Origin of the sequence: Alistipes sp. CAG:29 (assembly GCF_000435435.1) — a bacterium.
Classification (GTDB): Bacteria; Bacteroidota; Bacteroidia; order Bacteroidales; family Rikenellaceae; genus Alistipes; species Alistipes onderdonkii.
In genome coordinates, this window is sequence record NZ_FR893466.1 from 42,058 (window position 1) to 54,232 (window position 12,175).

Sequence of the window (12,175 nt, forward strand, 5' to 3'; positions counted from 1 at the left end):
ATTTCTATTGTAGAGCTAAATATGTTATTGCGGCCGGGATTTGGAAGTTCGATAATTTATTTTGTTTGATTTATATGACGTTGGTTATTAGCCATGTTACATCCGTTTTATAGCCCAAATGGCCCGGGGGAGGACAATTTTCGCGTAAATCCGCTATCTTTGGGGTGCATACGCGACAGCAGACTAAACCAACGTACATGAAAGTAGGATTGTTCATACCCTGTTATATCAACGCCGTCTACCCCGGGGTGGGGCGTGCGTCGTACGAATTGCTCGGGCGGCTGGGCTGCGAGGTGGATTATCCCCTCGGACAGACCTGCTGCGGGCAGCCGATGGCCAATGCCGGGTTCGAGAAGGACGCCCGGGCGCTGGCAGAACACATGGATGCGCTTTTTGCGCAGTACGACTACGTGGTCGGGCCTTCGGCCAGCTGCGTGGTTTTCGTGCGCGAGGGCTATCCGCGGTTGTTGGACAATTACCGCGAGCATGCCTGCGTCGATTCGCGTATCTGGGAGATCTGCGAGTTCATCCACGACGTGGTGAAGCCCGCGAAGCTGGATGCACGTTTCCCGCACCGGGTGAGCGTGCACAACTCCTGCCACGGGGTGCGCAAAATGGGGCTGTCATCGCCCAGCGAGCTGAACGTGCCCTATATGTCGAAGCTGCGCGACCTGCTCTCGCTGGTCGGGGACATCGACATCGCCGAGCCGTCGCGCCGCGACGAATGCTGTGGTTTCGGCGGCATGTTCTCCGTCGAGGAGAATGCCGTGTCGGTCTGCATGGGGCGCGACAAGGTGCGCGACCACATGGCTACGGGTGCCGAATACATTACGGGCGCCGACTCTTCGTGCCTGATGCACATGCAGGGGGTTATCGACCACGACAAACTCCCGATCCGCACCATCCATGCCGTTGAAATCCTCAATTCGAAGTTATGAGTACCCACTCCAAAGCCGCCGCGAAATTCATCGCCGACGCCGAACGCACGGCGTGGCACGACAAGGCGCTTTACGCCGTACGCGAAAAGCGCGACAAGATGGCACGCACGGTGCCCGAATGGGAAGACCTGCGGCGCATGTCGTCCGAGATCAAGCGCCATACGCTGAGCCATCTGGGGTATTACCTCGAAGAGTTCGAACGCAACGCCACGGCCAACGGCATGGCGGGGCACTGGGGCGCCGCGGGCCGCGGGACGGACGCCCCCCGATGCCGACGAGATGAACGCCACGGTGTGGCGCCTGGTGCAGGAGCACGGCGGGCGGAACCTCATCAAGAGCAAGTCGATGCTCTCCGAGGAGTGCGGGCTTACGCCCTACCTGCGCGAGCGGGGCGTCGATGCCGTCGAGAGCGACCTGGGCGAGCGGATCATGCAGTTGCTGGAGCTGCCGCCCAGCCACATCGTGCTGCCCGCCATCGGCGTACGCCGTGAGGAGGTCGGCGAGCTTTTCGAACGCGAGTTCGGCACCGAGCACGGCAACAGCGATCCCACCTACCTGACGCACGAGGCTCGCCGCCAGTTGCGGCCCAAATTCCTCGGTGCCGACATCGCCATGACGGGCGTCAACTTCGCCGTGGCTTCCACGGGGACGCTGGCCGTCTGTACCAACGAGGGGAATGCCGACATGGGAACGTCGTTCCCCGACCTGCATATCGCCATCATGGGGTTGGAGAAGGTCATCCCCGACATGCGGGCGCTGGCGGTCTTCACGCGCCTCTTGGCGCGTTCGGGGACGGGGCAGCCCGTCACCTCCTACACGTCGCTCTACCGCAAGCCTGCACCGGGCAAACGGATACACGTCGTGATCGTGGACAACGGCCGCTCGGAGTGGCTGGCCGATGCCGCGCACCGCAACATGCTCAAATGCCTGCGTTGCGGCGCCTGTATGAATACCTGCCCCGTCTACCGGCGCTCGGGCGGCTATTCCTACTCCTATTTCATCCCCGGGCCGCTGGGCATCAACCTGTCGATGCTGCGTTCGCCGAAGCTCCACCACGGCAATGTCTCGGCCTGCTCGCTGTGCTACTCCTGCTCGGACGTATGCCCGGCGATGATCGACCTCGGGGAACAGATTTACGCATGGCGGCAGGAGTTGGCGCCCATGCATCTGGCCGACCCGGTAAAGAAACTGACGGTCAAAGGCATGGACTTCATCATGGGAGGGCGACGACGATTCTACGGCGGCATCGCGCTGGCCCGCGTCGCGGAACATCTCCCGCACGCCGTGCTCAACAACCGGTTCAATCCGTGGAGCGCCCCGGGCCGCGACATGCCGCCGTTCGCCCCCAAGACGTTCAATGCCCTGTGGAAGCGGGGCGAGGTAAAATCCGGAAAAACGAGTAAAGATGAATAACAGCAAGGAAAACATACTGAAACGGATCGCCGCGGCGGGAATGCCCGAATACGCATACCCCGACTTCGGCTACGAACCCCAGCATTTCGACGACCCTGCGGCGATGTTCGCCCAGCGGCTCCGGGCGGCCGGGGGCGAGGCCGTATGGCTGGACGGGGCAACGACGCTCGATGAGGTCGTACGCCGCTGCTACCCCGATGCGAAGAGTGTCGCTTCGGCACTGCCCGAAGTGACGCTCGCCACGGTGAATCCCAACCGGGTCGAAGACCCGCGCGAGTTGGTCGACATAGATCTGGGGGTCGTTTCGGGGGCGTTCGGCGTCGCCGAGAACGGTGCCGTGTGGATCCCGCAGGACATCCGCCACAAGGCGCTCTATTTCGGCGCCACGGCACTGATGGTCGTCATCCCGCGCGATGCGCTGGTCGATACGATGCACGAAGCCGTCGTGCGCCCCGAAGTCGGGGACTTCGCCTACGGGTGTTTCATGTCGGGCCCTTCGAAGACTGCCGACATCGAACAGGCGCTGGTGTTCGGCGCCCACGGGCCGATGTCCGTCACCGTCGTGCTGCGCTGACCGCCTGCCCCGGGAGCGGGGAGTACGCCGTGTGCCATGTGCCGGTCGGGATTTCCCGTACCTTTTTCTGCCGCGGCAGCCGGCCTTTTCGCGGGCTTGTTTTTCCGGTGCGGATTTTTTACCTTTGCCGTATGACGACCGAACTTTGCGCCTACAGCGTCGAGGCGTGCGAGGCTGCCCGCCGTGCGGGTGTCACGCGCGTGGAATTGTGTGCCTCCCCTTACGAGGGCGGCACGACCCCTTCGGCTGCCGCCATCCGTATGGCGCGCCGTATCGGAGGGTTGCAGCTCAGCGTGATGGTGCGTCCCCGCGGCGGGGATTTCCTCTATTCCGATACCGAATTCCGCCAAATGCTCGAAGAGGTGCGCTTCGCCCGCGAATGTGGCGCCGACGGCGTGGTCTTCGGCGTGCTCACCCCCGACGGGCGGGTCGACGTGCAGCGTACGGCTGCCCTGGTCGCCGAGGCGGGGCCGATGCAGACCACCTTCCACCGGGCGTTCGACATGGCGTGCGACCTGGAGGAGGCGCTCGAAGCGGCGGTGGCTGCCGGATGCCGCCGGATCCTGACCTCGGGGGGCCGCAATACGGCCGTCGAAGGCATCGACACGCTGCGGGCGTTGGTGGCGCAGGCCGCCGGGCGCATCGAACTGATGGCCGGCAGCGGCGTCAACCCCTCGAATGTGCGGCAGCTGGCGGCCACGGGCGTCGATGCCGTGCATTTCAGCGCTCGCAGCGTGCGTCCGGGCGGCATGGTTTTCCGCAACCCGCATGTTTCGATGGGCGACTGCGGCGATGTTTCCGAATACGATCTTCTTTGTGCCGACGAACGGCTCATCCGACAAATACTTACCCTGCTCGAACCATGAAACGCATCATCTTCCTTTTGCTGGGGGCGTGTCTCTGTGCCTGCGGCCGTTACGGCTGCGGTGTCCCCGCCGGATACGAACCGCTGCTGGATGCCGCGCTGGCCGGCTGCCCGCGCGCCGACAGCCTGCGGCAATTGCTGCGGCAAACTCCGCGCGAGCAGCGCGAAGGGATGGCCTTTCTGATCGCTCACATGCCCCGGGGCGACCGCGACACGATGCGCCTCGACCTGCTGCGCGAGAATGTGGAATATGCCTACCGTGCCCGCCGCGAATACCCGTGGACACGTGCGCTGCCCGATTCCGTCTTCCTGAACGAGGTGCTGCCCTATGCCGCCGTGGACGAGGTGCGCGACAGCTGGCGGGCGGATTTCTACCCGCGCTTCGCCCGGCGCGTGGCGCTTTGCCGCGACATCCGCGCGGCGATCGACTCCGTGAACCGGAATATCGCGGCCGACGTCGGGGTGGAGTACAACACCGCCCGCGAAAAGACCAACCAGAGCCCTGCCGAGTCGATGCGGCAGCATATGGCCTCCTGTACGGGGCTTTCGGTGCTGCTGGTCGACGCCCTGCGCGCGGCGGGAATCCCGGCGCGTTTCGCCGGGACTCCCGCGTGGCACGACGACCGCGGCAACCACAGCTGGGTCGAGGTATGGATCGGCGGCCGCTGGTATTTCACGGAATATTACCCCTCGGGGCTCGACCATGCCTGGTTCCTTTCGGATGCCGGGCGGGCGCTCGACGACCGTACGCACGGCATCTTCGCCGTGTCGTTCCGGCCGACCGGCGACTGGTTTCCGATGGTGTGGAGCGAGGACTCGCGTGAGGTGCACGGGGTCGATGTCTCGCAGCGTTACCGCGACCTCTATGCATCCTACGAACAGGCCCTCGTGGCGCAGGGAAGGCATACGACGGTGACTTTCGTGATGTACGACAGTGCGGCGCACGAAGGGCGCTCGGACGCCCGCGTGGCGGCCAATGTCGATGTCTTCTGCGGTGCCGAGCAAATGGGCGGAGGCCGCACGGCCGGGCCGAGGCAGGACATGAACGATGCGTTGAGGTTCCTGCTGGAAAAAGGCAAGTCCTATACGTTCCGCTACGAGAACGCCCGCGGCGAAACGACGGAGGTCACGGCCGAGGTGGGCGATGCCCCGCTGACCGTTACGGGATACATGCGATAGCGCCGTTAGCTGCGTCCTCTTCATCCGGGAATCCCACTCTTTCCCGCTTCCCCGCCGATGGTGCGGGACGGGCTGTCGGCCTGCTCCCCGAAAATGGAAATCACCCCTGCCGGAGATAACTCGGGTGGGGGTGAAATCGTAAGAACCGGGCTTGTCGGACAGCACTTTCCGTCAGGGCTGCTTTTCCGTATCCGTGTCGGACACTTCGGCCCGGAAGCCGATGTCGATCCGGTCGGTCAGCAGGCTCGGAATCGGTACGAGCCCTGTGTGCGGGGCGTGTCCGAGTTCCATATGCAGGATGGGGTAGGGCCGGCCCGACGGGTCGGTCGCGTCGCGCCCGGCGGTGCGGAATCCCATCCGTTCGTAGAAACCCGCGGCCTGCGGGTTCTGCTCGTTGACGTCGACCCGCCGCACGCCGCAGTGCCGTGTGACGTGGTTCACGAGTTGCCGGCCGAATCCCTTGCCCCGCGCCCCGGGGGCGACGAACAGCATTTCGAGCATATCGCCGGCGACGCCTGCGAAGGCGGTGAACCCGCCGAACTCGTTTGCCCGGCTGTCGCGTCCGGTTTCGCCCGTTGGGCTTGCCGCGGTCGATCCCCTGTTCCCGTCCGCCCCGTCTGTCCCGTCTGTCCCGCCAGACCCGCAGGCCCGGTCTGTCCTGTCGTCGGTGTCCCGTATGACATACAGGTCTACGGCCGCAAGTGCTTCGTTGCGAACCATCTGCCGGAAGAAGGGGATGTCCTCCTCGCTGAGAAAATCGTGCGTCGCCCGCACGGAGGCCTCCCAGAGGGCGGTCAGTGCGTCCAGCTCTGCGGGCGAGGGTTGTGTGAGGTGTTCGATCATGTTGCAATAAGGGTTATAATAAGGTCACGGGCGGTTTCTGCCGCACGAAATTCCGGGCCAGGGCGGCTGCAAAGGGCGTGCGGAATGTGCGGGCACCGAAGGCGCACCCTTTCACGCAGGCGCAGCAGCGGATGCAGCGTGCCGGGTCGGTGTGCAGCTCGTCGCCGCGTGCGATGGCCTGCGTGGGGCACAGTGCGACGCAGCGGCCGCATTGCGTGCAGCGTGCGGCATCTCCCTCGGGTAGCAGGACGACGGGGTTGCGTTTCTGCCGGCGGCGGTAGCCCAGTACGAACCGGATGAAGCGCAGCTTCGGGAGGAGCGGTGTACGCGGTTCGCGCAGCTTCGCGGGGTCGACGGGAACAAGGGCGCCCGTTGCGGGGGCCTTGGCTGCATCCATGCTGCCGGTTTGGGTTGCCCGGGTGGTTGCTGCGGTGTCGGATGCCGTTTCCGGGTTCTTGCCGGGGGAAGGCCCTGTTTTTGCTAATTTTTCGCGCACCTGAGCCCCGAATGCCGTGGCGGCAATCAGATCCCGTGCGTCGGGGCGTCCCTGTGCGATCGGGGTTGCGGGCGTGCTGTACGAATGTTCGCCGACGAATGCCCCTGCCGCTACGGGCACGAATCCCCGTCCCGCGACGAACGAGGCGAGTTCTGCGACGGCCGTGCCGAACGAGCGGTTGCCGTAGACGGCCAGAACGACGGCTGGGGTGCCTTCGCCGCGGATCTCCCGCAGGCGTTCCAGGGCTACGGGCGCCACGTGCCCTCCGTAAACCGGCACGGCGAATATGGCGACGGCTTCGCCCGGCAGCGGGGCGGGGTACCCGGCGGGATGGGTCAGGTCGATGGCCGTGACTGTCGGTTCCCCGTGCATGCTTTTCGTTTCGCCCCTGTTCCCGGCGGCAGGCTCTGGTGTCGCCGCTGCGGTTCCCGCTTCCGGGGTTTGCCCGGCAGGGGATTCCGGTGCCGTGTTGTCTCCGGCGGACGCCCGTGTGGCTCTCCCTTCCGTCCATGCCATCCCCTGCGCCACGGCCGCGGCGATTTTCCGCGATGTCCCGGTAGGCGAGAAAAAGAGGGTGTAAATGCTTGTCGTTTTCATGTTCCCGGCAGATTTTTTTCGGTGTAAAGATAGCGTTTTTCCGGCTGAATTTTTATATTTGTCCGGAAACCTGTAAAATTGAGAAGAGATGACTATGAAGATTTTTGCATGTGCGGCCTTGCTGCTTGCGTCATGCGGCGGCATGCAGACGGCCGGGGAGCAGGCACAGACCCCCGAAACGAAGACCGCGGTGAAGCACGGGCCGGAGATCGCACTCCTGAAGCCCGACCCGAAATCGGGCATGACGGTCAACGAAGCGTTGCAGAACCGCCGTTCCTGGCGTGAATATGCTCCCGAAGCCCTTTCGCTCGAGGAGTTGTCGGGCGTGATGTGGGCGGCCGGCGGCATCAACCGCCCGCAGGACGGACGGCTCACGGCACCTTCGGCACTGGCGTTGTATCCCATCCGCATTTATGCGTTTTTCCCCGAGGGCGTTTACCGTTACGATGCCAAGGGGCAGAAACTGGTGCGTGTGGCGGAAGGCGACCGCCGGAGCGTCGCAGGGGCACAGCCGTTCGTGTTCACGGCGCCGCTCAATCTGGCTTATGTGGCCGACATGTCGGTCTATGAAGGTAAGAATATTCCCGCCGGGCATGTCCGCTACCTTTGCGGGCAGGATGCCGCGGGCTATGCCGAAAACGTCAACCTCTACACTGCGGGCCATGGCCTGAAGTCGATCACGCGCGGCAGTGCCCCCGAGGCCGAGCTGCTCGAGGCCCTCGGCCTCGACCCGGGACGTTACTTCCTTGCGCTGGCGCAGACGGTGGGCAAATAGCGGTGTGCCCCCGGAATGGAAAAGGGACGGCTTTTAGGCTGTCCCTTTTTTATTTGTCCGCAGGTGCGGCTATGGCCGGTCGGATGGCCCGTCCCGACTTTGGCTCGGTCACGGCCTTTCGCACGAGCTGTTGCGGGGCTGTTGCCGGGGCTCGTCCGGTCTTCCGTTTCCAGCTTGTCACCGTCCCGTCCTGGGTTCGGTCACGGCCTTTCGCACGGGCTGTCTTGGGCGCGTTCCCCGGTGTTGTCCTGAAGGCCGTTTCCGGCTGTTCCGTCCTTAGTCTGCCGAAAGCGTCTCCTTTGCCGCATCCCGGCCGTCGGGTTCCTCCAGCGGGACGATATAGAATCCGCGTCCCGGTGTCCACTCCACGCAGAAAAGTTTTTCCGCATCGGGGTACCCCGCCTGCCGGAGGTGGCGCAGGAGCCACCGCTTGCCCTTGCCGCTGCGCTCGAGTGCGTCTTCCATGACCTTGCCCCCGTTGACGAGCAGGTACGATTCTGGCGGTTCGTTGCGGCGCGATATGGTTATCCGCCCGTTGGTTTCGAAACGCACGTCGTCGACGTCGAACATCGAGAAGATGCCGTTTTCGCGCAGCATGGTGCGGAACTGTTCCATTTCGAGCCCGTTGCGGCGGAATTCGCGCATCACCAGCCGGCGGTCGCGGACGAGCATCACCGAGTCGCCCTTGATCGCCCTGCGGATGCGGTGGAAGCGCATCAGGTAGCGCAGCGAGACGTTGGCCGCCGTCCATACCGCGAAGGCGAATACCAGATACCATACCGGGGTGTCGGGGTTGTAGATTACGCCGCCGACCAGCGCCCCGAGTACGAACGAGTTTACCGAATCGAGGGGTGTGAGCTGTGCCATCTGGGTCTTCCCCGATATGCGCAGGAAAAAGATCACGCCCAGCATTCCGACCAGCAGTTTGATGGCGATGGATAGATACATGGTGTGCAAGGTTTTGTTTTCCGTTTCCCCTCACCCTGCAAATTCCGCGCAAATCCGGAAAAACCTACCCGGCGGGGGGCTCCATCCTGCGAATAGCGTGGTACGGCCGTATCTCCGGCCGTCTTCCTCGGGGCTAAAGGCCGTACTCCGCGGCGTAACGCCACAGGGGTGCGGCCATCAGTGCCTGCCGGATGCGGCCGCTTTCGAGCAGGTCGCGAACCTCGGCGCCCGAGAACAGGTGCACGCGGATGTCCTCCGTAGCATCGAGGTGCTGTTCGCCCAGGCGTTCCACGCCCGTCGCCAGGTAGCAGTACGTCAGGTTGTTCTGCGTCGAGGGGTTGGGCGCCACGACCATTAGCTCGCGCCACTGGCCGCCGCCGTACCCCGTCTCCTCGGCCAGTTCGCGCTGTGCCGCGGCCAGCATCGAGGCGTCGTCGGGCTCGGCTACGCCCGCCGGGATTTCATAGTCCGTTTCGCCCAGCCCGTGGCGGTACTGGTCGATAAAGACGAATTTCCCCTCTTTCGTAATGGCGATGACGTTCACCCAGTCGGGATATTCGAAGACGTAGTAGTCGGGTATGCGGCGCCCGTCGGGCAGTTCGATGCTCTCGTGGCGTACCGTAAACCAGGGTTTGCGGGCGAGGTATTCGCTCGTGAGAACTTTCCAGTTGCGTTTTTTCGGATTTTCCATGGCGGCGTCTTGCTTGTCGGATGCAAAAATAGCGAAAAATAGTTATCTTTGTAACATCCGTAAAAAAACATCCATGTTGTCCCAGAACGAACGAAAGCGTATCATCGCCCTCATCAACCGCGAAGTGGTGCCCGCCATCGGGTGTACCGAACCGATCGCCGTGGCGCTGTGCACGGCGCGTGCAGCCGAACTGCTCGGCTCGCGTCCCGAAAAGGTCGCCGTGCGCCTGAGCGCCAATATCCTCAAGAACGCCATGGGCGTTGGGATCCCCGGTACGGGGATGATCGGCCTGCCGATCGCCGTGGCGCTCGGGGCGCTCGTCGGCCGTTCGGAGTACCGGCTGGAGGTATTGCGCGACGTGACGCCCGGGGCCGTGGAGCAGGGCCGCCGGTATATCGACGAAAAGCGCGTATGTATCGACCTGAAGCAGGGTATCGCCGAGAAACTCTATATCGAGGTCGAGGCCCGGGGCGCCGGGCACTGTGCCACGGCGGTGATCGCGGGCGGCCATACCTCGTTCGTATACCTCGAGCGCGACGGCGAGGTGACGCTCGACAAACGTACGGCCTCGGCGGCCGAAGAGGATGGGGGCGAAGTACCCCTCACGCTGCACCGCGTGTGGGAGTTCGCCACGACGGCGCCCCTCGACGAACTGCGCTTCATCCTCGAAACACGCCGCCTGAACAAGGCCGCCGCCGAGCAGGCTTTCGCCGGGGAGTTCGGCCACTGCGTAGGGCGTACGCTCCGTTGCGAGCGAGAACGGAAGATTATGGGCGACAGCATCTTCTCGCGGATACTGTCCTATACCTCCGCGGCGTGCGACGCCCGCATGGCCGGGGCGATGATCCCCGTGATGAGTAACTCGGGAAGCGGCAACCAGGGCATCGCGGCGACGCTTCCCGTGGTGGTCTACGCCGAGCAGACCGCAGCCACCGAACAGCAGACGATCCGTGCGCTGGTGCTGAGCCACCTCACGGTGATCTATATCAAGCAGAGCCTCGGCCGCCTGTCGGCCCTGTGCGGCTGCGTGGTGGCCGCCACGGGGTCGAGCTGCGGCATTACCTACCTGATGGGCGGCGACTACGGGCAGGTCGCGGCGGCGGTGAAAAACATGATTGCCAACCTTACGGGCATGATTTGTGACGGAGCCAAGCCGAGTTGCTCCATGAAGCTCACGAGCGGCGTCTCGACCGCCGTGATCTCGGCCATGATGGCGATGGACGGCCATTGCGTAACGCCCGTCGAGGGAATCATCGAAGAGGATGTCGACAAGTGCATCCGCAACCTCACGGCCATCGGCCGCGACGGCATGAACGAGACCGACAGGGTCGTACTGGGAATAATGACACATAAATGCTGACTATGAATAAACTGACCATGAAAATGAGGCTCTTTGCGGCGTTCCTGCTGCTCGGCCTCTGGGGCGCCACGGCCCAGACCGCCCGTGAGCAGATCGCCGCCATGCCCGAACGCGCGGGCGGGATTTACCACTCGTACGAGTACCTGCCCGGCCCCGCCGTACCCGCCCCGAAGGGCTATGTTCCCTTCTACATCAGCCACTATGGCCGCCACGGCAGCCGTTGGCATACTTCGGAAAAGATCTATGCTGAGCCGCTGGGTATCCTGCGCAAAGCCGACTCGGCCGGGGTGCTGACCCCCAAAGGGCGCGACCTGCTGGCTAAGGTCGAGGTCATTGCAGCCGATGCCCGGGATCGTTACGGTGACCTCTCGCCCCGCGGCGTGGCGGAACACCGGGGCATCGCCGAACGCATGTATAAGGCCTATCCCGAGGTCTTTTCGACCGGGGACGGCCGCGAATGCTATGTCCAGAGCCGTTCGACGCTCGTGCCGCGCTGCATCCTGAGCATGGCGGCCTTCAACGAGCGCCTCAAGGAGCTGAACCCCGAAATCCGGATGACCCGCGAATCGAGCCAGCGCTACATCCCTTATATGAGCAACGGCGCAGGGTTGAATTCCCAGCGAAAGGCATCCGGTGCCGTGGCCGACAGCCTGCAGGATGCCCGCACGCATCCCGCCCGTCTGATGGCGTCGCTCTTCTCCGACCCCGCCTTCGTGGAACGCGAGGTGAAAAGGCCGGCGAAACTGATGAACCAGCTGTTGGCGCAGGCCGCCATCATGCAGGACGTCGAATACCTGGGCATCTCGCTCTACGACCTCTTCACCGAGGAGGAGATATACGCCGCCTGGGAAGCCGAGAATTTCCGCCGCTACGTGATGTTCGGCCCGTCGAAGCGCTTCGGCGACCCGATCATCGCCGATGCCAAGCCGCTGCTGCGCAATATCGTGGAGACTGCCGAACGGGTCGTCGCGGGGGAGGAGAACCTCTCGGCTTCGCTGCGTTTCGGCCACGACGTGAACGTCATTCCGCTGGTGGCGCTCCTGGGCGTCAGGGAGGCTTCCGGGCGCGTATGGACGGCCGAGGAAGCTGCCGGGGTGTGGCAGATACACCGCGTATCGCCCATGGCGACCAACGTGCAGTTCATCTTCTTCCGCAACCCCGAGACCGGCGACGTGCGGGTGCGGGTGCTGCACAACGAGCGCGATGCCGAACTGCCGGTCGGCGGTGGCCCCTATTATCCCTGGGAGACCCTGCGCGACTACTGCAAGTCGCTCTATGAATGACATGCCCCGGTGCCGGGCATAAAAATAAAGGGGCTGCCCGCCGGTTCTCGGAATTAAAATCACCCTCGTCAGAAGCATCTCTGACGAGGGTGATTTTTTAAGCCGGCTTGCCGGGCAACCTTTTCCGCGGCCTTTCCGTGGCTTTTTCCGCGGCTTTTTCCGCGGCTTTTTCCGCGGCTTTTTCCGCGGCTTTTTCGTCGCTTTTCTGCGGCG

The 12,175-nt window shown here is 63.8% G+C and carries 11 protein-coding genes and 1 pseudogene; 8 read left to right on the forward strand and 4 right to left on the reverse strand.

All coding sequences use genetic code 11. The annotated features are described in order from the left end of the window. Window positions 1-197 precede the first annotated feature (197 nt). The 5 genes and pseudogenes from QVP03_RS07140 (at window position 198) to QVP03_RS07160 (ending at window position 4,969) form a co-directional block, all read left to right on the forward strand. Complete coding sequence (locus QVP03_RS07140) at window positions 198-938, forward strand: (Fe-S)-binding protein (protein ID WP_022332831.1); 741 nt, start codon at window positions 198-200, stop codon at window positions 936-938. Beyond that, a pseudogene (locus QVP03_RS07145) lies at window positions 935-2,351 on the forward strand (lactate utilization protein B). The gene QVP03_RS07140 and the pseudogene QVP03_RS07145 overlap by 4 nt, the downstream one beginning before the upstream one ends. After that, complete coding sequence (locus QVP03_RS07150) at window positions 2,344-2,925, forward strand: LutC/YkgG family protein (protein WP_022332833.1); 582 nt, start codon at window positions 2,344-2,346, stop codon at window positions 2,923-2,925. Before QVP03_RS07145 ends, QVP03_RS07150 begins: the two are co-directional and overlap by 8 nt. 131 nt (window positions 2,926-3,056) lie before the next feature. Next, window positions 3,057-3,791 (forward strand): copper homeostasis protein CutC, encoded by a 735-nt coding sequence (locus QVP03_RS07155; protein WP_022332834.1) that lies wholly within the window; start codon window positions 3,057-3,059, stop codon window positions 3,789-3,791. Next, complete coding sequence (locus QVP03_RS07160) at window positions 3,788-4,969, forward strand: transglutaminase-like domain-containing protein (RefSeq protein ID WP_022332835.1); 1,182 nt, start codon at window positions 3,788-3,790, stop codon at window positions 4,967-4,969. The genes QVP03_RS07155 and QVP03_RS07160 overlap by 4 nt, the downstream gene beginning before the upstream one ends. A 171-nt stretch (window positions 4,970-5,140) precedes the next feature. Here the strand turns inward: QVP03_RS07160 and QVP03_RS07165 are convergent, their stop codons facing one another. Both QVP03_RS07165 and QVP03_RS07170 read right to left on the reverse strand, forming a co-directional pair. Then, entirely contained in the window at window positions 5,141-5,812 is a 672-nt protein-coding gene (locus tag QVP03_RS07165; protein ID WP_022332836.1) for a GNAT family N-acetyltransferase, read from the reverse strand. A gap of 13 nt (window positions 5,813-5,825) precedes the next feature. Continuing rightward, window positions 5,826-6,905, reverse strand: a complete 1,080-nt coding sequence (locus QVP03_RS07170) for a 4Fe-4S dicluster domain-containing protein (protein ID WP_022332837.1) — start codon at window positions 6,903-6,905, stop codon at window positions 5,826-5,828. An 88-nt stretch (window positions 6,906-6,993) separates the two neighbouring features. Between QVP03_RS07170 and QVP03_RS07175 the strand changes: the two genes are divergently transcribed. Next, complete coding sequence (locus QVP03_RS07175) at window positions 6,994-7,680, forward strand: SagB/ThcOx family dehydrogenase (protein ID WP_022332838.1); 687 nt, start codon at window positions 6,994-6,996, stop codon at window positions 7,678-7,680. A 276-nt stretch (window positions 7,681-7,956) separates the two neighbouring features. On the opposite strand, the gene QVP03_RS07180 is transcribed toward QVP03_RS07175, so the two are convergent. Beyond that, window positions 7,957-8,628 (reverse strand): DUF421 domain-containing protein, encoded by a 672-nt coding sequence (locus QVP03_RS07180; RefSeq protein WP_018694929.1) that lies wholly within the window; start codon window positions 8,626-8,628, stop codon window positions 7,957-7,959. A gap of 133 nt (window positions 8,629-8,761) precedes the next feature. Beyond that, window positions 8,762-9,319, reverse strand: a complete 558-nt coding sequence (locus QVP03_RS07185) for an NUDIX hydrolase (protein ID WP_018694930.1) — start codon at window positions 9,317-9,319, stop codon at window positions 8,762-8,764. A gap of 73 nt (window positions 9,320-9,392) precedes the next feature. Here QVP03_RS07185 and QVP03_RS07190 point away from each other — a divergent pair, with 73 nt between their 5' ends. Beyond that, complete coding sequence (locus tag QVP03_RS07190; RefSeq protein ID WP_022332839.1) at window positions 9,393-10,679, forward strand: L-cysteine desulfidase family protein; 1,287 nt, start codon at window positions 9,393-9,395, stop codon at window positions 10,677-10,679. Then, window positions 10,673-11,962, forward strand: coding sequence for a histidine-type phosphatase (locus tag QVP03_RS07195; RefSeq protein ID WP_022332840.1), 1,290 nt, complete (start codon window positions 10,673-10,675; stop codon window positions 11,960-11,962). The genes QVP03_RS07190 and QVP03_RS07195 overlap by 7 nt, the downstream gene beginning before the upstream one ends. Window positions 11,963-12,175: the final 213 nt, after the last annotated feature.

What these genes read in the sequence shown, in the direction of transcription:
- QVP03_RS07165 (WP_022332836.1), bottom strand. Translation starts at nt 5,812, where the DNA reads ATGATCGAACACCTCACACAACCCTCGCCCGCAGAGCTGGACGCACTG.
- QVP03_RS07170 (WP_022332837.1), bottom strand. Translation starts at nt 6,905, where the DNA reads ATGAAAACGACAAGCATTTACACCCTCTTTTTCTCGCCTACCGGGACA.
- QVP03_RS07180 (WP_018694929.1), bottom strand. Translation starts at nt 8,628, where the DNA reads ATGTATCTATCCATCGCCATCAAACTGCTGGTCGGAATGCTGGGCGTG.
- QVP03_RS07150 (WP_022332833.1), top strand. Translation starts at nt 2,344, where the DNA reads ATGAATAACAGCAAGGAAAACATACTGAAACGGATCGCCGCGGCGGGA.
- QVP03_RS07160 (WP_022332835.1), top strand. Translation starts at nt 3,788, where the DNA reads ATGAAACGCATCATCTTCCTTTTGCTGGGGGCGTGTCTCTGTGCCTGC.
- QVP03_RS07195 (WP_022332840.1), top strand. Translation starts at nt 10,673, where the DNA reads ATGCTGACTATGAATAAACTGACCATGAAAATGAGGCTCTTTGCGGCG.
- QVP03_RS07155 (WP_022332834.1), top strand. Translation starts at nt 3,057, where the DNA reads ATGACGACCGAACTTTGCGCCTACAGCGTCGAGGCGTGCGAGGCTGCC.
- QVP03_RS07140 (WP_022332831.1), top strand. Translation starts at nt 198, where the DNA reads ATGAAAGTAGGATTGTTCATACCCTGTTATATCAACGCCGTCTACCCC.
- QVP03_RS07185 (WP_018694930.1), bottom strand. Translation starts at nt 9,319, where the DNA reads ATGGAAAATCCGAAAAAACGCAACTGGAAAGTTCTCACGAGCGAATAC.
- QVP03_RS07175 (WP_022332838.1), top strand. Translation starts at nt 6,994, where the DNA reads ATGACTATGAAGATTTTTGCATGTGCGGCCTTGCTGCTTGCGTCATGC.
- QVP03_RS07190 (WP_022332839.1), top strand. Translation starts at nt 9,393, where the DNA reads ATGTTGTCCCAGAACGAACGAAAGCGTATCATCGCCCTCATCAACCGC.